A 21,411-nucleotide genomic window follows, 5' to 3' on the forward strand; every position below is an offset into this window, starting at 1 on the left:
GCGAGGCGCGCGCCGGTCGCATCAGCAGGGAACGGAGGCGCCCTTGCGGCTGTAGAAGAACCAGGTCACCACCACGCAGATCGCGTAGAAGGCCATGAACCCCCACAGCGCCGCATTCGGAGCCCCGGTCAGGCTGATCGACGTGCCGTAGAATTTCGGGATGAAGAAGGCGCCGTAGGCCGCGATCGCCGAGGTGAAGGCGATGATGGCCGAGCTCTCGAGTTCCGACTGCTTGAGCGTGGCAGCATCGTCGAGCCCCGGGTTCAGGCGGGGCACCTCGCGGCGCATGATCGTCGGGATCATCTGGAAGGTCGAGGCATTGCCGACGCCGGTCAGGAAGAACAGCGCCATGAAGCAGGCGAAGAAGCCCCAGAAGTTGCCCGCATCGCCCGCCGACGGCAGGAACTGCAGCACGCCCCAGACCGCGACGATCATCCCGAGGAAGGTCCAGAAGGTCACCCGGCCGCCGCCGAACTTGTCCGAAACCCAGCCCGTCGCCGCCCGGCTCAGCGCGCCCACGAGCGGACCGAGGAAGGCGTATTGCAGCGCGTTCACATCCGGGAACTGGGTCTTCATCAGCAGTGGGAAGCCCGCGGAATAGCCGATGAAGCTGCCGAAGGTGCCGGTATAGAGCAGGCACATCACCCAGTTGTGAAAGCGCGAGAAGATCACCGATTGCTGCTTGAACGAGGCGCTCGCCGAGGCGATGTCATTCATCCCGAACCAGGCGACAAGCGCCGAGATCACGATGAAGGGCACCCAGATGAAGCCCGCATTCTGCAAGAAGAGCTCGCCGCCGGCGCTGAGTTGCTGCGGCTCGCCGCCAAGCGCGCCGAACACACCCGTGGTGATGACGATCGGCACCACGAACTGCATCACCGAGACGCCCGCATTGCCCAGACCCGCATTCAGCGCAAGCGCGTTGCCCTTGGTCTTCTTCGGGTAGAAATAGGCGATATTGGCCATCGAGGAGGCGAAGTTGCCGCCGCCGAAGCCGCACAGGAGCGCGAGCAGCAGGAATACGACATAGGGCGTGTTCGGGTTCTGCACCGCAAAGCCGATCCCGAGCGCGGGAAGCAGCAGCGAGGCGGTCGAGAGCGCCGTCCATTTGCGCCCGCCGAAGATCGGGATCATGAAGCTGTAGAAGATCCGCAGCGTCGCCCCGGAGAGGCCCGGAAGCGCTGCCAGCCAGAAGAGCTGGCCCGTCGCGTAGTTGAACCCGATCGCGGGCAATTTGGCGACGACGACCGACCAGACCATCCAGACCGAGAAGGCGAGGAGAAGGTTGGGGATCGAGATCCAGAGGTTGCGGGTCGCGATCGCGCGGCCGCGTTCTTTCCAGAAGGCCGGATCTTCGGGCCGCCAATCGGTCAGAAGGTGTCCGCTCTGGCCGGAGGTTGCGACAGTGGTGGCCATGGCTTTGTTCCTTTGAAAGCTCTTTGGGAAGGGGCGGGCCGAGCACCGGCCCGCCTGGGCGCAAGATCAGCGCGCCGGATGCGGGACGACGCGGGGTTCGCGCTCGGGCGCGTCCTGCGGAGCCGCAAGCGGCGTCTCCGGCAGATCGGACAGATGCGTTTCCTCGGCGAGAGCCGGGTGACGGGCGCGCTCCATCCGACGGATCGCGACATGCATCCAGATCGTGGAGACCAGAACCAGCACGAACATCAGCATGAAGGGCGCGGTCCAAACCCCGGTACGGTCGAGCAGGAAGCCGAAGGCGATCGGCAGGAAGAAACCGCCCAGGCCGCCGATCATCCCCACGAGGCCGCCCACCGCGCCCACATGGTGCGGGTAATAGACCGGGATATGCTTGTAGACTGCCGCCTTGCCGAGGCTCATCACGAAGCCCAGCACCACGGTCATCAGCATGAACATCGTCGCGTTCAATCCGAAGGTGAAGGCGATCGGTCCGTGGATGCCCGCGACCGTGTAGCTGGTCTCGGGATAGCTCATGACGAAGAGCAGCACGAGCGAGACGAGGAAGGTCAGATACATCACGAAGCGTGCGCCCCATTTGTCCGACATCCAGCCGCCCAGGGCGCGGAAGACGGAGCCGGGCAGCGAGTAGAAGCCCGCGAACACGCCCGCCGTGGTCAGCGGCAGCCCGTAGGCGCCCACGTAATAGCGCGGCAGGAAGGAGGCGAGCGCGACGAAGCCGCCGAAGACGAAGAAGTAATAGGTCGCGAAACGCCAGACCTGCATGTTCTTCAGCGGTTCGAGCTGCGTGCCGGCGGAGACGGGCTTGGCCTTGGTTCTCTTGCGCTCTTCCTGCACCGGGTCGGTCTTGGCGAGCAGGTAGAAGAGAACGGCGGTCGCGGCCAGAACGACCGCGTAGACCTTCGCCGTGCCGGTCCAGCCGAGCGCGACGACGAGGAAGGGGGCCGCGAAGTTGGTGACGGCCGCGCCCACATTGCCCGCGCCGAAGATGCCCAGCGCGGTGCCCTGGCGCTCTTTCTCGAACCAGCGCGACGTGTAGGCGACACCGACGATGAACGACCCGCCCGCAAGGCCGAGGCCGAGCGCGGCGATCAGGAAGACTTCATAGCTGTGCACCGTCGCGAGCAGCCAGACCGCGACGGAGGTGATCAGCATCTGCAGGGGGAACATGATCCGGCCGCCGAACTGCTCGGTCCAGACACCGAGAAAGATCCGGCTGATCGAGCCGGTGAGAACCGGCGTCGCGACCAACAGGCCGAACTGGGTGTCCGACAGGCCCAGTTCCTGCTTGATCCGCACGCCGATGATCGAGAAGATCGTCCAGACCGCGAAACAGACGGTGAAGGCGAAGGTGCTGAGCCCTAGCGCCCGATACTGGTCGGAGCGTGTGACTCCATCGAGTGTGTGCATGATGTCCCTCCAGAATTCCGTTCCGACTTCGCATCGGAAGGTTCTGCGGGAACCGGAACATGAGTAGCGGCACGAGGAGCTTGATTTCGATCAAATCCTGAATGCACGCGCAGCGAAAAAAACGGCGGCTCAAGATCGGTCATACTAACCTGACGTCAAGATCAAGTTTCCGTTATGGTCGCATCAATTCGACGCTTGACATTTATCAATTATAGGGGCGTCTTGGATCCCGGAGGTGCAGGATGACTATTCGGGTAACAGACGAGGAAGCCGCCGAGATTCGTTCGCTCGAACTCTTCTCGGGTCTCGATGACGCGCATTTCGCCGCCCTGATGCGGGGCGCCTATGTGCAGAATTTCCCGCCGCTGATCGAACTCATCAGCGAAGGGGAAACGAGCGATTTCCTGCATGTGGTCATCTCCGGCTCGGTGGAGCTCTTCGCCTCTTGGAACGGCCGCGAGACGACCATGGCCACAGTGGAGCCCGTCGCGACCTTCATCCTCGCGGCGACGATCCGCAACGCGCCCTATCTGATGTCGGCCCGCACGCTCGAGAAATCCCGCATCGTGCTGGTGCCCTCCGAGGACGTGCGCGCGATCTTCGATGTCGAGCCGACATTCGCGCGGGCGGTGGTGGGCGAACTCGCCAACGCCTATCGCCGGGTCGTGAAGAACACCAAGAACCTGAAGCTGCGCACCTCGCTCGAGCGGCTCGCGAATTACTTCATCTACCGCAGCGAGGCCGCGGGGGGCGTGGCCTCGTTCGATCTGGGGATCGAGAAGCGGCGGCTCGCCTCCTATCTCGGCATGACCCCGGAAAACCTCAGCCGCGCGCTACGGCAAATCCAGCCCTACGGCGTGGAGGTCGAGGGAAGCCACGTGACGCTCACGAATATCGACGAGCTGCGGCAGTTCGCGAAACCGACCCATCTGATCGACGATCCCTTCGGGTAAGTCTCTCGCCCCGTCGAAGGTCGAGGGCGATCTGGCCTTGCGACGCGCTGCGCGCCTCGGGGAAGACGACATGGCCCGCCTTTACCGGCGAGCCGTGACGGCCCGGCACCGGCAGATCATCACGATCTGTCGTGGCGTTTCCCAAACGCCCCGCCCGTTGGCGCTTGAACTCGTCGGAGAGGTCACCGCATCGCGCGCAGTTGGAGCGGAATCCTCCCCACAGGACGGCCTCACCCTATCCTGCACGCTCCGTCGCGTTGAGGCTCGCGCTTTGGATCATCGCGCTCAGCGCGGAAGGATCGCGCCCGGCCGTGCGATGACGTCAAGCGCGCGCGCATGGCCCCGAAGCAGACATTCCGCATCCGTAAGCTGGTTGAGATGGGCGGCCAGCCAGGCTCCGTTGAAACTGTCGCCCGCCGCGGTCGTGTCCACCACCGTCTCGGCCGCCTGCAGATCGGGGCAGGTGACCGCCGGATCAAGCGGCAACGCCCCGCGCGCGCCCATCTTCAACGCGCCCTGACGCGCACCCCAGCCGTTGAGACGCGCCCGCACCGCCTGCGCGTCGGCATCACCAAACAGCGCCATCTCGTCATCGAGCGAAGGCAGCGCGATATCGGTGATCCGCCAGGCGGCTTCCGTCACCTCGCGGGCCGTCCGTGCATCTTCCCACAGCCGCGGCCGATAATTGGAATCGAAGGCCACCCGCGCCTCGTGAGCGGCCAGATGATCCAGAAGCGCATACCGGCGTTCGGGCGGCAGGATCGCCAGCGTGATGGCGCTGAGATAGATCAGGTCGGCACCCGCCAGCTGCGCGAACCCGTCCTCGAACAACGTGCGCGCCGCCGACTGGTCGCGCCAGTAGGAGAAGCTGCGCTCGCCCTGCGCGTCGACCGCGATGGCATAGATCCCGGGCAGGCGCTCGGGATGGCGGCGGATGCGCGCCGTGCCCACGCCCTCCGCCTCGATAAAGGCGATCATCCGGTCCGAGACGCCGTCACGGCCCAGAGTGGTCACGAATTCGACCTGCCCCGCCTTGCCGATCTCCCGCGAGAGATAGACCGCGGTATTGAGCGTATCGCCCGCGAAGCCGATCCGTCCCTCGGCACGGTCGAAGGACAGTTCCACCATCGCCTCGCCGACACAGGCAATCACCGGTCTTCCCATTACATCACCGCTCCCAGTTGCCAGGGTTGGAATTCATTATCGCCCAGCTCCAGGATCTCCGATTTCGTCCGCGCACCAGAGGCCACGCGCAGGATCGCCTCGAAGATCTCCTTTCCCTTGTCCTCGATCGCCACCCCTCGGCTCAGGATGTCGCCGCAGCCCAGATCCATGTCATCGGGCATCGCCGCCATCAGCCGGTCCGAGGTCGCCAGCTTGAGCGTCGGCGCGGGTTTCGACCCGAAGGCGGAGCCGCGCCCGGTGGTGAACACGACGATTTGCGCGCCGCCCGCGATCTGGCCGGTCGCCGAGACCGGATCGTAGCCGGGACTGTCCATGAAGCTCAATCCCGGCGTGGTGACCTGCTCGGCATAGTCGTAGAAGGCGCGCAGCGGTGTCGCCCCCGCCTTGGCCACGGCGCCGAGGGATTTCTCGAGGATCGTGGTGATGCCGCCCTGCTTGTTGCCGGGGCTGGGATTGTTGTCCATCGAGCCGCCGCCCTGCGCGGAATACTCTTCCCACCATTGCAGGCAGTCGGTGAGTTGTCGCGCCACTTCGGGGGTGGTGCGCCGCAACAGCAACTCCTCGGCGCCGTGGATCTCGGGGGTTTCCGACAGGATCACGCCGCCGCCCTGCCCCACGATCAGGTCCGAGGCGACGCCGAGCGCGGGGTTCGCGGTGATCCCGGAAAATCCATCCGAGCCGCCGCATTGCAGGCCGATCCGCAAGGCTGAGACCGGACAATCGCTGCGGCCCGTGGCGTTCACCTGCGGAAGGATGTCGCGAACCTTCGCCTTGATCGCCTCGATCGTGGCACGGGTTCCGCCGGTCTCCTGAATGGTGAGCGCGTGGAACCGCTCGGTCCCGGCTTCTCCGAAACGGGCCTGCATCCGGCCGATCTGCATCACCTCGCAGCCCAGGCCGACAAAAATCGCGGCGCCGACATTGGGATGGGTGGCATGGCCCCAGAGCACCCGTTCGAGAATTTCGGCACCGCGGCCGGTCGAAGCCATGCCGCAGCCAGTGCCATGCGCGAAGGCCGCAATCCCGTCGACATCGGGATAACCGGCAAGCGTGCCCTCCGCCTCGATCTCGGCCGCCGCGCGTCTGATCACGGTGGCCGAGCAATTGACGGTGGCGCAGAGCGCGATGAAATTGCGCGTTCCCACCCGGCCATCTTCCCGCACATAGCCCTTGAAGCTTCGGGCCTTCCCCCTCGGGATTGCAGCCTCGGCGCGGGCCAGATCGGCCCCGACACGATGGCTGCGGTCGTGACCGGAAAAGGCGCAATTATGGGTATGGACATGCTCGCCGATCGCGATCGGCCGGCTCGCGCGCCCGATGATCTGGCCGAACTTGATCACCGGATCGCCCTGCCCCATCGCCTTGCGGGCGATCTTGTGGCCAGCCGCCACCGGCGCCCCGAGCGGAACGCCCGAGCCGAGCGGCGCGCTGCATGCCTCGGCCCGCGCGGGCAGGACGGCGACGGTATCGCCGGGATGCAGGACGATCACGTCAGACATCGGCCCGCCCCTGTGCGCGCAGGGCGGCGATCACCCCGCGCAGTTCGGCCAGCCCGCGCATCCGTCCGATCAGCGGATAACCCGGAAAGGCCGCCCGGTCGACATCGTCGAGCAGGACATGGCCGTGATCGGGGCGGAACGGGATCGCGGCATCGCCACGCCCCAGCGCACGCCGACGCGCCTCTTCCTCGAGGAGCACCGCGATCACCGCGACCATGTCCGTATCGCCCTCGAGATGCGCAGCCTCCTCGAAACTCCCATCGGCATCCTTCACCACATTGCGAAGATGCGCGAAATGGATGCTATCCGCAAAGCGCCGTGCGATCGCGGGCAGATCATTGGCCGGGTTCGCCCCGAGCGAACCGGTGCACAAGGTGAGCCCGTTGGCGGGGCTGTCATGGGCGGTCAGGATCCACGCGATGTCCTCCGCATCCGAGACCACCCGCGGCAGGCCCAGAATGTCGCGCGGCGGATCGTCGGGATGCACCGCGAAGCGCAGGCCCAGATCTTCCGCGGCCGGAATGACCTCATCGAGGAAACGCTTGAAATTGCGCCGGATCTCATCGGGACCGATCCCGTCATACAGCGCGATCTGTTGCCGCAGCCCGGCGATGTCATAGCGGTCGAAGGCACCGGGCAGCCCCGCCATGATCGCCTGCAGCAACGCGTCGCGCTCGCCTTCGCTTGCCGACTGGAACCAGCTTGCGGCGCGCGCGCGTGTGGGTGCGTCATAGGCATCTTCCGCCGCCTCGCGTCCCAGCATGTGGATCTCGAAGGCGGCCATCCGGTAGGCCTCGAAGCGCAGGCAGGAGCCGCCGCGCGGCAGCGGATGGGCCAGATCGGTGCGGGTCCAATCGAGCACCGGCATGAAATTGTAGCAGATCGTCGTGACGCCCTCGGCGGCGAGATTGGCCATCGACTGGCGGTAATTGGCAAAGAGCGGCCCGAGATCCCCCTCGCCCCGCTTGATGCGCTCGTGGATCGGCAGGCTCTCGACCACCTTCCAATGGAAACCCGCCTTCTCGAGCTGCGCGCGGCGCGCGGCGACCGCCTCGCGCGGCCAGATCTCGCCATAGGCTATCTCGTGAAGCGCCGTGACGATGCCCGACGCCCCGGTCTGCGCGATTTCGGGCAGCGAGAGCGCGTCGAGATCAGGGCCATACCAACGCCAGCTCTCGATCATCGCGCGACCTCCGCACAGGCGGCACGGGCGCCGTTTTGCACCAGACCCTCATAGGCGCGCGTAACCGGTTCCTGGAGTTGCCCGGCCAGAGCCTCGGGAAAGACCGCGCGCAGCGACAAGAGCGCCGCGACCTTGGCCGCTGGATCTTCCGCACTGTCGGAGAGCGCGCGCAGTTTCGCGGCGAACGGGTCCTTCACCTCGATCGGTGCGCCCCGTTCGTCGATGCCGCCCACATAGCGCATCCAGGCGGCGATCGCGAGCATCAGCCCCCGGCAGCTGCGCCCCGCGGCCAGGTTCTCGGCGACCGTGCCCAGAAGACGTTGAGGCAGTTTCTGGCTGCCATCCATCGCGATCTGCCAGGTCCGGTGGCGAATGCCCGGATTGGAATAGCGCGCCGCCAGCGCCGCGGCATATTCGGCGAGACTGACACCCGGCGGCGGGGTCAGCACGGGGATGATCTCATCGGTCCACAGATGGCCCGCGAAGCGCGCGAGCACCGGGTCGGCCATGGTATCGGCGATGGTCTCGTGCCCGGCGAGGTATCCCAGATAGGCGAGCGCGGAATGCGTGCCGTTGAGCATGCGCAGCTTCATATGTTCATAGGGAGTGACGTCGTCGACGAGTTCGGCCCCGGCCGAGCCCCAGTCGGGCCGTGCGCCATCGACGAAATCATCCTCGATCACCCATTGGCTGAACGGCTCGCACATCACCGGGGCGGCATCGTGCCAGCCTGCGATCTCTTCGAGCCGCGCGATATCCTCGGGCTTGGTCGCGGGGACGATCCGGTCGACCATGGTGGCCGGAAACCGCGCCTCGGCCTCGATCCAGGCGGCCAGATCGGAGTCGATCCGCCGCGCGAGGTCCAGCACCACGCCGCGCACCATCCGACCGTTCTCCGGCAGGTTGTCGCAACTCAGAACGGTGAAGGGGCGCAGCCCACGCGCCCGGCGCAACTCCAGCGCGCGCACCAGATAGCCCGGTGCCGAACGCGGCAACGGCTCGCTCAGGTCATGCGCGATATCGGGATGTGCGGGATCGAGCGCACCGCTCGCGGGTTCGTGGCAATAGCCCTTTTCGGTCACGGTGAGCGTGACGATCCGGATCGCGGGATCGGCCATGGCTTCGAGAACGCGCGCGGGATCTTCGCGCGCGACGAGAACATCCGTGACCACCTCGACGCGGCTCGCGGTCTCGCCCTCGGGGCCCAGTTCGAGCACCGTATAGCAGCCCTCCTGCGGCGCCAGCCGGTCGCGCATCCCCGGCGATTGCAGCGAAACGCCGATGATCCCCCAATCGCCGCCCGAAGCCGCGATCGCCTTCTCCGTATATACGGCGCCATGGGCGCGGAAGAACGCGCCCAGCCCGAGATGGACGATGCCGGGTTTCGGCGCGGGTCGCGTGCGGGTGAGACGTTCAGCGGGCAAGCCAACCTCCATCGACATTGAGCACCGCGCCGTGGATGTAGCGCGCGGCGGGCGAACACAGGAAGGCGGCCGTGGCACCGATATCGTGCGGCTCGCCCCAGCGCCCGGCAGGGATGCGTTCCAGAATTGCGGCATTGCGCGCGCCATCGGCGCGCAGGGCCTCGGTATTGTTGGTGGCGATATAACCGGGCGCGATGGCGTTGACGTTGATCCCCTTGGCTGCCCATTCATTGGCGAGGATCTTGGTCAGCCCCGCGACGCCATGTTTCGACGCGGTGTAGGAAGGCACGCGGATCCCGCCCTGAAAGGACAGAAGCGAGGCGATATTGACCACAGCCGCGGGGGTGGTCCCGCCCTCCAGCGCGGCGCGCGCGAATGCCTGCGTGGTGAAGAACAGCGCCTTGAGGTTCACATCCATCACCGCGTCCCAGTCGGCTTCGGTGAAATCGAGGCTGTCTTCGCGGCGGATGATGCCCGCATTGTTGACAAGGATCGAATAGCCCTGCCCCTCGAACACGCCCTGCCCCGCCATCGGGTCGGCGAGATCGAGACGCAAACCCTCGGCCTCCCCGCCCGCATCGCGGATCGCGGCGATGGTCTGCGCGCAGTCGCGCCGGCCCGCGCAGGTCACCTGCGCGCCTTGCGCGGCAAGCGAGATCGCGATCGCCTGCCCGATCCCGGTATTGGCGCCGGTCACCAGCGCGCGACGTCCTTCGAGCGAAAACGGGGTCATTTCAGCTCCGCCGGTTGCACGAAATCCATATCCGTGTAGTCGACATTGTCGCCCGCCATCGCCCAGATGAAGGTATAGCCCCCGATCCCGGCCCCCGAATGGATCGACCAGGGCGGCGAGAGCGCAGCCTCTTCGTTGGCGATCACCAGATGGCGGGTTTCCTGCGGCTCGCCCATCAGGTGCATCACCCGCGATTCCGGCGCCATGCCCCAGTAGAGATAAGCCTCCATGCGCCGGTCGTGGGTATGGGCGGGCATCGTGTTCCAGACCGAGCCCTCGACCAATTGGGTATAGCCCAGCACGAGCTGGCAGCTCTCCATCACGGTGGGGTGGATGAACTGGTTGATGATGCGCTTGTTCGAGGTTTCGGCCGCGCCCAGCTCGACCCGGTTCGCGTCCTCGAGCTTGATCAGGCGGTTGGGGAAGGTCCGGTGGGCGGGCGCGGAGGTCAAGTAGAACCGCCCCTCGCCCTCGAATGTCACCGGCCCCGCCCCCATGCCGAGGTAAAGCACGTCGCCGCGCCCCATCTCCCAGCTCTCGCCCGACGCGGACACCTTGCCCGGCCCGCCGATATTGACCACGCCCAGCTCACGACGCTCGAGGAAGGTGGCGGTCCTGGTCTCCTCGACCTTGTCGAGGGTCAGCGGAGCCCCGTCCGGCACCGCCCCGCCAAGGGTGAAGCGGTCGTAATGGGTATAGATCAGGCGGATCTCGCCCGGCGCGAAGAGGCCCTCGCCGAGAAAATGGCGGCGAAGCTCCTCGGTGCCCATGGTGCGCGCGTGCTCGGGGTGGATCGCGTGACGGGTCTCGACACTCAGCATGGTCAATCCTTTCAAAGAAAATCGTCGCGGCGCGGGGTGAAGCTGTCGATCAGCTCGCCCGCCTCGAGGCACAGGCAGCCATGTTCGACCCCGGACGGGATCATCAGGCTGTCGCCCGCGCGCAGTTCGTGCTCGGCCCCGCCGAGACGGAACCGGAACCGCCCCGAGGCGCAGTAGCTGGCCTGAACATGGGGATGCGAATGCAGTGCGCCCTCGGCTCCTTCCTCGAAGCGGACGGAGACCAGCATCAGCTCCGGGCTCTCGGCCAGAACCTGGCGCGCGACGCCGCGATCGGGATAGGTGACGGGATAGGCCATCGGCGCCCTCCTCAATGGAACATATGCGGCAGCCAGAGCGACAGCGCGGGGATGTAGGTCACCAGCATCAGCGTCGCGAAGGCGGCGAGGTAGAACGGCCAGATCGACTTCATCACCGTCGAGATCGGCACCTTGCCCACCGCGCAGCCGACGAACAGCACCGCACCGACGGGGGGCGTGCACAGGCCGATGCCGAGATTGAGCACCAGGATCACGCCGAAATGCACCGGGTTCACGCCGAAGGCCTCGGCCACCGGCAGGAAGATCGGGGTGGTGATCACGATCAGCGGCGACATGTCCATGAACGTGCCCAGCACGAGCAGCAACAGGTTGATCAAAAGCAGGATCACGATCGGGTTGTGCGAGAAATTCTCGAGCACATGGATGAGTTTCGCGGGAACCTGCAGATAGGCGAGCAACCAGCCGAAGGCGGCCGCGCAGCCGATCACCATCAGCACCATCGCGGTCGTGCGCACCGCCGCCTTGGTGGCCTCGACGAATTCCGGGAAGGTCATCGTGCGGTAGAGGAACACGGTGACGAGCAGCGCGTAGACCACCGCGATATTCGAGCTTTCCGATGCCGTGAAGATGCCGGAGCGCACGCCGCCGAAGATGATCAGGATCATGATCAGACCGGGCACCGCGTTCCAGAACAGCCGTCCCAGCGCCCGGCGACCGGGGAAGGGTTCGGTCGGGTAGCCGCGGCGCTTGGCGACGAAATAGGCCGCCACCATCAGCGAGAGCGCGAGCAGCAGCCCGGGGATGATACCGGCGGTGAACAGATCGGCGATCGAGATCTTCCCGCCCGCCGATATCGAATAGATGATCATGTTGTGGCTGGGCGGCAGCATCAGGGCGATGATCGCGGCGGTGACGGTGATGTTGACGCCGTAATCCGCGCCATAGCCGCGCTCTCGCATCTGCGGGACCATCAGGCCCCCGACCGCCGAGGCATCGGCCGCCGCCGATCCCGAGACGCCGCCGAACATGACCGAGGCGAGGATGTTCACCTGCCCCAGACCGCCGCGGATATGCCCGACCAGCGCGCCGGCAAGCGCCACCAGCCTGCGCGCGATATCGCCGCGCACCATCAGGTCGCCCGCATAGATGAAGAACGGGATCGCCATGAGCGCGAAGACCGACACGCCCGAGTTCAGGCGCTGGAACACCACCACCGGCGGCAGGCCGATATAAATGATCGTCGCGAAGGAGGCGACACCGAGGCAGAACGCCACCGGCGTGCCGATCAACAGCAATACCGTGAAGGTGCCAAAGAGGATCCAGAGTTCCATAAGATCAGTTCTCCCCGCTGGTCTGGGCGCGGCCTTCGGGCTCGTCCGCCTCGTGATCGTCGCCGAAGCGCACCGTCGTCATCCCTGCCAGCCTTCGCAGGATCCGCTCCGCGCAGAAGATCATCAGCAGCGCCCCGCCCGCCGCGACCGGCATGAAGCGGAAGGCGCCGGAGATGCCGATTCCCGAAATTGTCGTGGGCGCCATCTTGTCCGCCAGTTGCCAGCCGTATTTGAGCATTCCGAAGCCGAAGGCGCCGACCACCAGATCGGAGATCGAATGGCAGAGCAGCCGCAGCTTCTCGGGCAGGACATAGAGCAGCACATCGAAGCTCAGGTGATACCCCTCGCGAATACCGACGGCCGCCCCCAGAAAGATGAACCACCCCATGAGGATGACGCTTGCCGGTTCGGCCCAGAACAGGCTCGAGGACAGGACGTAGCGGTAAAAGACCTGGGCAAAGACGAAGGCCGTCATCAGCACCAGACCGATGCCCGACAACCACAGGGCAAGCTGTCCAAGCCAGCCGGTGAAGACGGCCAGTTTCTCCAAGACGTCGCGCATTGGAAGGATCTCCGAAGCAAGGGATAGCCCTCCGCCGTCAGCCGGCGGAGGGCCGCAGGTCAACTCACTTGGTCGCCTGAATGCGCGCCACCAGATCCTTGGCCTTCGCCGTGGTGACGTATTTGTCGTAGACCGGCTTCATCGCGTCGATGAAGGGCTGCTTGTCGATATCCGACACGACCTCCACGCCGGCGGCCACGACCTTTTCCTCGGATTTCTTCTCCTGCTCGGCCCAGAGCTTGCGCTCGAGCGTTTCGGAGTTCTTCGCGGCCGCCTTGATCACCGCCTGATCCTCGGGGCTCAGCTTGTCCCAGGTCATCTTCGACATCGCCACGAGTTCGGGCACCATGAGGTGCTGGTCGAGGGTGTAGTATTTCGCCACTTCGTAATGGCCCGAGCTGTCATAGGAGGGCCAGTTGTTCTCGGCCCCGTCGATCACCCCGGTCTGGATCGCGGAATAGACCTCGCCATAGGGCATCGGCGTCGCATTGGCCCCGAGTGCCTTCATCATGTCGACGAAAACGTCGTTCTGCATGACGCGGAACTTCATCCCCTGCAGGTCGGCGATCGATTTGATCGGGTGCTTCGAGTTGTAGAAGCTGCGCGAGCCGGAATCGTAATTCGCCAGCTGCACCAGGTCATGCGACTCGAAGGCCTTGCCGACCTCGGCGCCGATCGGGCCGTCGAGAACGTGGTGTTGATGCTCGACCGAGCGGAACAGATAGGGCAGCGAGAACAACTGCGTTTCCGGAACGATGTCGTTGAACGTGCCGAAGGAGGCGCGGACCATGTCGATCACCCCCAGCTGGGTCTGCTCGATCGTGTCCTTCTCCTCGCCGAGTTGGGCCGAGGGATAGACCTCGATGCAGATCCGGCCATCGGTCTTGGCCTCGACCTCCTTGGCCATGGCTTTCACCGCCTCGACGGTCGGGTAACCGTCGGGGTGGGTGTCCGACGAGCGCAGCGTCATGTCGCAGGCCGATGCGGCGCCGGCGAAAGCGACCGAGGCCAGCATCGCGGCGAGGGTTGTCAGGGTTTTCGTCATTCTCTCTCCTCCCAGAAAGTGCTCTCTCAGAGCTTGTAGGCTTGGCGCGCAAGCCTGTGCGCGAGGTCTTGGATGACCTCGTATGCTTCCTCCTCCGTCAGCCGCCCCGTGGCGACCAGCGTTGCGAGGAATCCGGCATCGACCCGGCGTGCGACGTCGTGGCGCGCGGGGATCGACAGATAGGCACGGGTGTCGTCATTGAAGCCCACGGTGTTGTAGAACCCCGCGGTTTCGGTGGTCATCTGGCGATAGCGCCACATGCCCTCGAAACTGTCGTGGAACCACCAGGCCGGACCGAGCCGCAGGCAGGGATAGACCCCCGCGAGGGGCGCCAGTTCGCGCGCATAGGATGACTCGTCGAGCGTGAACAGGATCACGCGCAGATCGGTCTCCTCGCCCACCGCCTCCAACAGCGGGCCGAGCGCGCGCACATAGTCGGTCCGCGTCGGAATGTCATACCCCTTGTCGCGCCCGAACCGTTCGAACACGGGGCCGGAATGGTTCCGCGCGGCGCCAGGATGGATCTGCATCACCAGCCCGTCCTCGACCGAGAGTTTCGCCATCTCGGTCAGCATCTGGGCACGGAAGGCCTCGCGTTCGGCCGCATCAGCCCTGCCGGAGAGCACCTTGTCATAAAGCGCCTCGGTCGCCGCGCGATCGAGATTGAGCGTCGCGGCCGTCGCATGGCCGTGATCGGTCGAGGTCGCCCCGAAGGACGCGAAATAGGCCCGCCGGTCGCGATGCGCGTCGAGATAGGCGGCAAAGGACGTGCTGGATTGCCCACCCAGTGCACAGAATTCCTCGACATTGCTCGCGAAGCCGCTGAAATCGGGATCGACCACCGGATCGGGGCGATAGGCGGTGACCACGCGCCCGCCCCAACCGCTCTCGCGGATCTTGCGGTGCCATTTCAGATCGTCGAGCGGGCTTTCGGTGGTCGCGATCACCTCGATGTTGAACCGCTCGAAGAGTGCGCGCGGGCGCATCTCGGGGCGCTCGAGCGCCTCCGAGATCCGGTCATAATACATATCGGCATTGGCCGCACTCAGCCGTTCGGTGAATCCGAAGACGGTTTCGAACGCATGATCGAGCCAGATCCGCGAAGGCGTCGCCCGGAACAGATGATAATTCTGCCCGAAGAGGCGCCAGATCTTGCGGCCGTCGGTTTCGCTCACCCCGCCATCGGCGCGCGGAACGCCCAGATCCTCGAGCGCGACGCCTTGCGAATGCAGCATCCGGAACACGTAGTGATCGGGCGTCACGAGGAGCTGCGCGGGATCGGGAAACGGGGTGTCCTCGGCATACCAGCGCGGGTCGGTATGTCCATGCGGGGACACGATCGGCGCGTCCTTGACCGCGGTGTAGAGATCACGCGCGAGGGTCCGAAGCCCCGGCTCTACCGGCAAGAGTCGATCCTCGTGCAAGAGCGTCATGGTGTCTCTTTCCCCCCGTGTGTATCGTTTCGGTGGTGGACTTTCGCCAGCCTGATAAACTAATATGCTAGTATGCTCTTGTCGTCAATGAGGAGTAATGATGCCCGCGCCCGTGTTCCTGCCTCCGCTTGAACTGACCAATCGCCCGACGGTTTCGGATCAGGTTTTTGCCCATCTCCACAGGCAGGTACTGTCGCTGGAACTGCCTCCGGGCACGAAGCTCTCCGAGGTCGACGTCGCCAAGCAGATGGGGGTGTCACGCCAGCCCGTGCGCGACGCGTTCTACCGCTTGTCCAAGCAGGGTTTCCTCGTGATTCGACCCCAGCGCGCGACGACGGTTTCGCTGATTTCCGCGGTGGCGGTGATGCAGGCGCGCTTCATCCGCACCGCGCTCGAGGTGGAAACGGTACGGGTCGCGACCGAGGCGCTCACCGAGGGTGATCTGGCCGCCTTGCGCGACCTCATCGAGGAGCAGCGCAAGGCGATGGAGCAAGGCGACAAGGTCCTGTTTCACAAGCTCGACGACCAGTTCCACCGCGAGATCTGCATTCGCTCGGGGCTCGATTTCACCTGGGAACTGATCGCGGAGAACAAGGGCCACATGGACCGGGTGCGTATGCTCTCGCTCTCCTTCGCCTCGCGAGACGCGTTCGACGACCACCAGCAAATTCTGGCTGCGCTGGAGGCGCGCGACCTCGAGCAAGCTACGCAGGCGATGCGCGATCACCTCGCCCGCATCCTCGACCAGATCGGCCGTATCCGGAGCGATCACGCCGAGCTCTTCGACCCCGAACCCGAGCGGGAGTGAGCACCGCAGCGCAGGAAGAACGATCCTCCTGAAAGGACACGGCGCAGGTGAGGCGCGACAGGTGTCCCAAGAAAAATTCGGAAAAGTAGCGAATGCGGGGGCCGTAGTCTCCCGGCACTTTCCCCGCCACGAGCGCGAGACCCACACGATCGCCACCGTATCGACCCCCAGACAGTGCGCCCGGATACGCCTCGCCTATGGCTCATCCCATTCGAACCGGAGCGTGTCTTGCGCCGTTGCTCTCACCCGCCCGCCGAACGCCCTCGCCTCGCGGTCCATTCGGCCAGCCAGCCAGTCCCGCGCCTCCCGGTCCGCGCGTTCGAGCCGGAACCGATGGAGCCGATAGGGCAACATCTCCAGCGCGACCAACGCGCCGCCGTCGCGCCGGAAGTCGGCGACATAGCCCAGCACGAGTTCGGGGCGGAAATCTTCCTGCCCTCCGATCCCCTCGTAATCGTTGACCAGATCGCCGGCCCCGTAGAGCAGCAGCCGGCCCCGCATCACCGCTGCCGCGCGCGGGTGGTGCGCGGAATGACCGAAAATCAGATCGACCCCCTGCCCCACCACCGCCTCGGCCAGCGCGCGATGGGCCGGAGCGACCCGATAGCCCCAGTTCTCGCCCCAGTGGATCGACACGGCGACGATATCGCCGGGCTGCCGGATCTCCGAAAGCTGCGCTGTCAGCCGGGCGGCCACATCGCGCGGCTCGGCACAGGCCACCCCCGGCTGGTCCGGCGTGGCTGCCCATGAGGCGGGCACTCCGCTGTCGCCCAGCGCGACGCTGAACACCACGAACCGACCGCCGCCCGCGAGCGGCATCCGCAGGGGCGCAAAGGCCTCCGCCTCGTCCCACCCCGCCCCGGCTCGGGCGATGCCGGCCCGATCGAGCGTGGCGAGCGTCTCGGCGAGACCTCCCCGCCCCCAGTCCAGCATGTGATTGTTGGCAAGCGTCACCGCATCGACCTTCGCGGCGGTGAGCAGGGCGACATTGGCGGGGTGCATCCGGTAATGGATCCCCTTGCGCGGATCGTTTTCGCCGTCCGAGGTGATCGTCGTCTCCAGGTTCACCAGCCGCAGATCCACCGTGCGCGCCTCGAGGTCCTCCAGGAGGTCGCCCCAGACGTAATCCGGCCCGACGCCGCGCGGGATCTCGCCGCTCGTGCGTTCGGCCAAGGTGACGTAATCCTGTGCCGATGGGACAAAGCGCTCGAAAAGCTGCGGATCGCAGGACTGCGCCTGGATCTGGTCAATGCCCCGGCCGAGCATCACGTCGCCCGCGAGAAACAGGCGCAGGCAGTCGGGGGGTCGGCTCACCTGCGCCGCCCCAGATGATCGGTGAACCAGTTGGCCGCAAGATCCATCACGGTTTCCAGCGTGCCGGGTTCTTCGAAGAGATGCGTGGCGCCGGGCACGATATCGAGCCGCTTTTCGCATTGCAGATGCGCATAGGCCGCCCGGTTGAGATCGATCACCGCGTGATCCGCCCCGCCGACAATGAGCAGGGTCGGCGCGGTCACCTGCTCAAGGGCGTCACCCGCCAGATCGGGACGGCCGCCGCGCGAGACTACCGCTCCGACATCTTCGGCCAGCCGCGCCGCAGCCACCAGCGCCGCGGCCGCACCTGTCGAGGACCCGAAGAGACCGATCGTGAGGCCGGACAGCCGTGGATCGCCCAGGGCCCAGGCGACCGCGTCCGCGACCCGGCCCGCGAGAAGGGGAATGTCGAAGACATTGGCCCGGTCCGCCGCTTCGGGCTCGGTGAGCAGGTCGAACAGCAGGGTCGCGAGCCCCGCCTGCGCCAGAGCGCGGGCGACGGCGCGGTTACGCGGGCTCATCCGGCTCGACCCCGAGCCGTGGGCGAAGATCACGAGCCCCGTGTCCGTGCCGGAGACCGTCAGATCACCGGGCAACGGCGTTTCGAGATCCGTCACCGGGATCTTGATCGGGATGGTGCGGTGGTTTTCCATGAGGAGATGTTCCCATCCCTCGGCGCGCTACGACATGACCGCGATCAATAGAAGCACGGGGATGTTGCGCTCAGACGCCGAAATTTGGCGTCGGCGACGAGGTTCTCCGCATCCCGAAGCCCTCGGGTTCTGCGCACCACTGGAGCGCCACACGCGGCGACGCTGCCTCGGCTGAACAGCGCTGCCGCCCCACAATCCACACTCGTCGGAAGCAGGCAAACGGGTCCACACGCCCAAGATCTGCTTCAGGAAATGCGCCATGCTCAGTAGCGCCATAGCCTCTCGGAGCGTTTCCTTGAGAAGGCTATGAGGAGAATGCTCAGGGTCGACCAGATCGAGCAGGCGAAGCAAACCGCATGAGCCGCCTTCACCCAGCGATACGCGGAGCGGAACTGCGCGACCGCAATTCGCCGTTTTCCGCCGGTCCGGCGCGTCACAGGGAACGCACAGAGCCGTGACACGTTCTTATCCCCGACCTGCGGCCAGTTGCCGCGATGAAGGGAGTTACCATGAAGAAGCTCAAAACGACCACTGCTCTCGTGGCGGGCCTTGCCGCCCTCAGCCCTGCGGTGATCCCGGTTCAGGTTCTCGCCCAGACCGCCGCCGATACCGGCTGCGTCGCGAGCGAGATGGCGAATGGCAAGACGATGGAGGAGGCGACGGCCTCCTGCGAAGGCACCGCGACGACCACCCCGGAAAGCGACACCCAGGCCAACGGCTCTGCGGAGACCGACGGCAGCGTGAACGCCGATACCAGCGCGGGCACCGAGCCCGCCCCGGATGCGAATACCTCCACGGATGGCTCCGCCTCGACCTCCGGCGACGGGTCCACCGCGCCGATGAGCGACAGCGACGCCGATCAGGCTGCGAAGGCCGCGATCGAGGGCGCGAACCCGCCCGCCGAGCAGGACCCCGCAGCCACGAGCGATGCCGCGACGACCACCGACAGCGGCTCGGAAGACGCTGCGGCGAAAGCCGCGATCGAAGGCGGCTCGGAAACGAGCACGACGACGGTGGCCCCCGAGGGCGACACCGCTTCCGGCACCGCGGCGACCGATACCAACACTGACGCCGCGGTCCAGACGGACACCACCGAGAACGGCAATGGGGCCACCGACGCGGGCACCTCGGATGCGGTCCCGCTGCAACCCGAAACCAGCGGCTCGGATATCGCGAACGAGGAAATCACGCCGGACACGACGTCGCAGGACGCCCCTGTTCCGGTGGACCAGACCACCGATCAGGCGACCGAGACTCCCGAAGCGTCCGCGAGCAGCGAGCCGCAGGCGGCACCGATGGATCAGACCGATGCTGCCACCGCGACCGACACGGGGACGGACGCTGGCGCCGATGCCGGCACGACGTCGAATACCGAAGTGACGCAGGACGGCAGCGCGGCCACGGGCGCCGAGTCCGAAGCCAACTCCACCCAGACGAATGACACGGCCGCGACCGACGGGTCGGCCAAGGCCGACGCAACCGCCTCGAGCGACACGACCGCCCAGGACCCCAATGCGACCGAAGCCGCCAAGACGCTCGAGAATGCGCTGAGCGACACCCAGCAGGCGATCGAAGGGGAAGCCGTTCAGAACGAAGCGCTCAAGGCCCCGACCGATGGCGCGGCCGATGAGGTCAATACGACCGAGGAGACCGTGACCGAGGAGAACGCGCGCAGCGCCTCGCAGGATTTCTCGACGCAGGTGGACGCGCAGCCCTCCGCACAGGCACAGACCACTGCGACCGCCTCGGGTGACACGGCGAAGAAGAAAGACGGGATGAGCGCGCTCGAAACCGCAGCGATCGCTGGTCTCGGCGCCCTCGCCGTCGGCGCGATCCTGAACAACGGCTCGAAAGTCGCGGTGAACTCGGGCGACCGGGTGGTGGTGCAGAACCCGGACGGGTCCTACCAGCTGGTGAAGGACGACAACACCCTCCTGCGTCAGCCGGGTTCGACGATCCGCACGCAGGACTTCGCCGACGGCTCCTCGCGCACCATCGTGACCAAGCAGGACGGCAGCCAGATCGTGACCGTCTATGACGCGCAGCGCCGGATCCTCAAGCGCACGCTGATCCAGCCCGATGGCAGCAAGTACCTGCTCATCGACGACGCGGCCGGCGGCCAGCCGGTGGTGGTCTCGAAACTGCCGAAGGCAAAGCCCGTCGCGACGATCTCGTCGAGCAACCAGCAGGCCCTGCGTGACGCGCTCGCCCGCCAGTCCGGCGTCGACCGTGCCTTCACCCTCTCGCAGGTGCGCAACATCCCGCAGGTGCGAGCCCTCGCCCCCGCCGTCTCGGTCGAGAACATCACCTTCGAGACCGGGTCGGCCGCGATCCAGCCCGACCAGGCCCGCGCCCTCTCGGCGCTCGGTCAGGCGATCCAGCAGCGCATCGCGGAGAACCCGCGCGAGCTGTTCCTCGTCGAGGGCCACACCGACGCCGTGGGCAGCGCCGCCTACAACCTCGCGCTTTCGGACCGCCGTGCGGAATCGGTCGCGCTGGCTCTGAGCGAGTATTTCAACGTCCCGGCGGAGAACCTCGTGGTGCAGGGCTACGGCGAGCAGGACCTGAAGGTGCAGACCGACGGGGCCTCGGAGGCCAACCGCCGCACCGTCGTGCGCAACATCACCGACCTGCTCCGCGTCGCTTCGAACTGATACCGAGGCCGACGAGCAAAGCGAAGGGCGCCCCGCGGGGCGCCCTTTTCGCATGGTCTCCCGACTGCGGGATGACGCGGTGGCCATGAGGCGCGAGCCGCCCTCCATCGGAAGGAACTCGGCATACTCCCGCGTCCGGCGGCCCAAACTCGGCAGACAGAGCACACCAACCGGGCTCCATCCGCGGCTGGATGAAAGACATGTGGCGTCTCATGATCGCAAAGAAGCCTCCGCATCGGAGGGCGGGGGCTCAAGATTGAAACAGGAAATGGGGTCAACTCAACTCCGCCTGACGAGACGAACCTCAATCGCCTTGCGGACCTGACTGACAGCCGTTTGGGAGGCTGCCGCCTCCTCATCGGCATCGGTCGCGAATGATCGTGCGAGTTCCCGGCGCGAACCGCACGTTATGCATCGAGACATCCACCTGGATCAAGAGGATCAGAGAACTGCGGTCATGCCGCCATCGACATAGAGGATCTGGCCGTTCACATAATCCGAGGCGGGCGAGGCGAGGAAAACCACCGCGCCCTGCAGTTCCTCGGGATCGCCCCAGCGCCCGGCCGGGGTGCGGCCACGAACCCAGCCGTCGAAGGCCGGGTCGTCCTGCAGCACCTGCGTCATGTCGGTCTTCATGTAGCCCGGCCCGATCGCGTTGGCCTGCACGTTCGCCCCGGCCCATTCGGCG

General features: G+C 66.0%; 19 protein-coding genes. 3 read left to right on the plus strand and 16 right to left on the minus strand.

Translation table 11 applies throughout. From position 1 onward, the window contains the following. Positions 1 to 21 precede the first annotated feature (21 nt). Together DW2_RS04150 and DW2_RS04155 are read right to left on the minus strand one after the other, a co-directional pair. Complete coding sequence (locus DW2_RS04150; RefSeq protein ID WP_038143979.1) at positions 22 to 1,416, minus strand: NarK family nitrate/nitrite MFS transporter; 1,395 nt, start codon at positions 1,414 to 1,416, stop codon at positions 22 to 24. Positions 1,417 to 1,482: 66 nt separating this feature from the next. Beyond that, the gene (locus tag DW2_RS04155) at positions 1,483 to 2,847 is read right to left on the minus strand and encodes an MFS transporter (protein ID WP_038143980.1); all 1,365 of its coding nucleotides are present in this window, start codon (positions 2,845 to 2,847) and stop codon (positions 1,483 to 1,485) included. A 242-nt stretch (positions 2,848 to 3,089) separates the two neighbouring features. On the opposite strand from DW2_RS04155, the gene DW2_RS04160 reads away from it, so the two are divergent. Next, entirely contained in the window at positions 3,090 to 3,800 is a 711-nt protein-coding gene (locus DW2_RS04160; RefSeq protein WP_038143981.1) for a cyclic nucleotide-binding domain-containing protein, read from the plus strand. Positions 3,801 to 4,085: 285 nt separating this feature from the next. Here the strand turns inward: DW2_RS04160 and DW2_RS04165 are convergent, their stop codons facing one another. The 11 genes from DW2_RS04165 to uxaC form a co-directional block, all read right to left on the minus strand. Further along, entirely contained in the window at positions 4,086 to 4,964 is an 879-nt protein-coding gene (locus DW2_RS04165; RefSeq protein WP_038143982.1) for a sugar kinase, read from the minus strand. Beyond that, positions 4,964 to 6,484, minus strand: a complete 1,521-nt coding sequence (locus tag DW2_RS04170; RefSeq protein WP_038143983.1) for a UxaA family hydrolase — start codon at positions 6,482 to 6,484, stop codon at positions 4,964 to 4,966. Before DW2_RS04170 ends, DW2_RS04165 begins: the two co-directional genes overlap by 1 nt. Further along, entirely contained in the window at positions 6,477 to 7,667 is a 1,191-nt protein-coding gene (uxuA, locus tag DW2_RS04175; RefSeq protein WP_038143984.1) for a mannonate dehydratase, read from the minus strand. The genes DW2_RS04170 and uxuA overlap by 8 nt, the downstream gene beginning before the upstream one ends. Then, positions 7,664 to 9,103, minus strand: coding sequence for a mannitol dehydrogenase family protein (locus DW2_RS04180; RefSeq protein ID WP_051855385.1), 1,440 nt, complete (start codon positions 9,101 to 9,103; stop codon positions 7,664 to 7,666). The genes uxuA and DW2_RS04180 overlap by 4 nt, the downstream gene beginning before the upstream one ends. After that, on the minus strand, positions 9,081 to 9,824 hold the full coding sequence (gene kduD, locus DW2_RS04185) for a 2-dehydro-3-deoxy-D-gluconate 5-dehydrogenase KduD (protein ID WP_038143985.1): 744 nt from the start codon (positions 9,822 to 9,824) through the stop codon (positions 9,081 to 9,083). Before kduD ends, DW2_RS04180 begins: the two co-directional genes overlap by 23 nt. Next, entirely contained in the window at positions 9,821 to 10,645 is an 825-nt protein-coding gene (gene kduI / locus DW2_RS04190) for a 5-dehydro-4-deoxy-D-glucuronate isomerase (RefSeq protein ID WP_038143986.1), read from the minus strand. The genes kduD and kduI overlap by 4 nt, the downstream gene beginning before the upstream one ends. An 11-nt stretch (positions 10,646 to 10,656) precedes the next feature. Then, complete coding sequence (locus DW2_RS04195; protein ID WP_081874840.1) at positions 10,657 to 10,962, minus strand: cupin domain-containing protein; 306 nt, start codon at positions 10,960 to 10,962, stop codon at positions 10,657 to 10,659. Between the two features lie 11 nt (positions 10,963 to 10,973). Next, a complete protein-coding gene (locus DW2_RS04200) occupies positions 10,974 to 12,254 on the minus strand; it encodes a TRAP transporter large permease (protein ID WP_038143988.1) in 1,281 nt (426 codons plus the stop codon). 4 nt (positions 12,255 to 12,258) lie between these two features. Then, complete coding sequence (locus tag DW2_RS04205) at positions 12,259 to 12,816, minus strand: TRAP transporter small permease (protein WP_038143989.1); 558 nt, start codon at positions 12,814 to 12,816, stop codon at positions 12,259 to 12,261. Between the two features lie 64 nt (positions 12,817 to 12,880). Beyond that, positions 12,881 to 13,861: a TRAP transporter substrate-binding protein gene (locus DW2_RS04210; protein ID WP_038143990.1), complete on the minus strand. Its 981-nt coding sequence runs from the start codon at positions 13,859 to 13,861 to the stop codon at positions 12,881 to 12,883. A 26-nt stretch (positions 13,862 to 13,887) separates the two neighbouring features. Beyond that, positions 13,888 to 15,294 (minus strand): glucuronate isomerase, encoded by a 1,407-nt coding sequence (gene uxaC / locus DW2_RS04215; protein ID WP_038143991.1) that lies wholly within the window; start codon positions 15,292 to 15,294, stop codon positions 13,888 to 13,890. Between the two features lie 100 nt (positions 15,295 to 15,394). Between uxaC and DW2_RS04220 the strand changes: the two genes are divergently transcribed. Beyond that, positions 15,395 to 16,102 (plus strand): GntR family transcriptional regulator, encoded by a 708-nt coding sequence (locus DW2_RS04220; protein WP_038144065.1) that lies wholly within the window; start codon positions 15,395 to 15,397, stop codon positions 16,100 to 16,102. A 195-nt stretch (positions 16,103 to 16,297) separates the two neighbouring features. Here DW2_RS04220 and DW2_RS04225 read toward each other — a convergent pair whose 3' ends face one another. Both DW2_RS04225 and DW2_RS04230 read right to left on the minus strand, forming a co-directional pair. Then, a complete protein-coding gene (locus DW2_RS04225) occupies positions 16,298 to 17,416 on the minus strand; it encodes a CapA family protein (protein WP_038143992.1) in 1,119 nt (372 codons plus the stop codon). Continuing rightward, complete coding sequence (locus DW2_RS04230; RefSeq protein ID WP_081874841.1) at positions 17,413 to 18,069, minus strand: dienelactone hydrolase family protein; 657 nt, start codon at positions 18,067 to 18,069, stop codon at positions 17,413 to 17,415. Before DW2_RS04230 ends, DW2_RS04225 begins: the two co-directional genes overlap by 4 nt. Before the next feature lie 509 nt (positions 18,070 to 18,578). On the opposite strand from DW2_RS04230, the gene DW2_RS20270 reads away from it, so the two are divergent. After that, entirely contained in the window at positions 18,579 to 20,723 is a 2,145-nt protein-coding gene (locus DW2_RS20270; RefSeq protein ID WP_051855338.1) for an OmpA family protein, read from the plus strand. A 441-nt stretch (positions 20,724 to 21,164) separates the two neighbouring features. Here the strand turns inward: DW2_RS20270 and DW2_RS04240 are convergent. Continuing rightward, on the minus strand, positions 21,165 to 21,411 hold a 247-nt coding region (locus DW2_RS04240; RefSeq protein ID WP_038143993.1), incomplete at its 5' end, for an SDR family oxidoreductase.

The sequence above is a fragment of the Thioclava atlantica genome (assembly GCF_000737065.1).
GTDB classification, from domain to species: domain Bacteria; phylum Pseudomonadota; class Alphaproteobacteria; order Rhodobacterales; family Rhodobacteraceae; genus Thioclava; species Thioclava atlantica.

Excerpts from the sequence above, each read along its gene's own strand:
- DW2_RS04150 (WP_038143979.1), bottom strand. The coding sequence starts at position 1,416 with ATGGCCACCACTGTCGCAACCTCCGGCCAGAGCGGACACCTTCTGACC.
- DW2_RS04155 (WP_038143980.1), bottom strand. The coding sequence starts at position 2,847 with ATGCACACACTCGATGGAGTCACACGCTCCGACCAGTATCGGGCGCTA.
- DW2_RS04160 (WP_038143981.1), top strand. The coding sequence starts at position 3,090 with ATGACTATTCGGGTAACAGACGAGGAAGCCGCCGAGATTCGTTCGCTC.
- DW2_RS04165 (WP_038143982.1), bottom strand. The coding sequence starts at position 4,964 with ATGGGAAGACCGGTGATTGCCTGTGTCGGCGAGGCGATGGTGGAACTG.
- DW2_RS04170 (WP_038143983.1), bottom strand. The coding sequence starts at position 6,484 with ATGTCTGACGTGATCGTCCTGCATCCCGGCGATACCGTCGCCGTCCTG.
- uxuA (WP_038143984.1), bottom strand. The coding sequence starts at position 7,667 with ATGATCGAGAGCTGGCGTTGGTATGGCCCTGATCTCGACGCGCTCTCG.
- DW2_RS04180 (WP_051855385.1), bottom strand. The coding sequence starts at position 9,103 with ATGGAGGTTGGCTTGCCCGCTGAACGTCTCACCCGCACGCGACCCGCG.
- kduD (WP_038143985.1), bottom strand. The coding sequence starts at position 9,824 with ATGACCCCGTTTTCGCTCGAAGGACGTCGCGCGCTGGTGACCGGCGCC.
- kduI (WP_038143986.1), bottom strand. The coding sequence starts at position 10,645 with ATGCTGAGTGTCGAGACCCGTCACGCGATCCACCCCGAGCACGCGCGC.
- DW2_RS04195 (WP_081874840.1), bottom strand. The coding sequence starts at position 10,962 with ATGGCCTATCCCGTCACCTATCCCGATCGCGGCGTCGCGCGCCAGGTT.
- DW2_RS04200 (WP_038143988.1), bottom strand. The coding sequence starts at position 12,254 with ATGGAACTCTGGATCCTCTTTGGCACCTTCACGGTATTGCTGTTGATC.
- DW2_RS04205 (WP_038143989.1), bottom strand. The coding sequence starts at position 12,816 with ATGCGCGACGTCTTGGAGAAACTGGCCGTCTTCACCGGCTGGCTTGGA.
- DW2_RS04210 (WP_038143990.1), bottom strand. The coding sequence starts at position 13,861 with ATGACGAAAACCCTGACAACCCTCGCCGCGATGCTGGCCTCGGTCGCT.
- uxaC (WP_038143991.1), bottom strand. The coding sequence starts at position 15,294 with ATGACGCTCTTGCACGAGGATCGACTCTTGCCGGTAGAGCCGGGGCTT.
- DW2_RS04220 (WP_038144065.1), top strand. The coding sequence starts at position 15,395 with ATGCCCGCGCCCGTGTTCCTGCCTCCGCTTGAACTGACCAATCGCCCG.
- DW2_RS04230 (WP_081874841.1), bottom strand. The coding sequence starts at position 18,069 with ATGGAAAACCACCGCACCATCCCGATCAAGATCCCGGTGACGGATCTC.
- DW2_RS20270 (WP_051855338.1), top strand. The coding sequence starts at position 18,579 with ATGAAGAAGCTCAAAACGACCACTGCTCTCGTGGCGGGCCTTGCCGCC.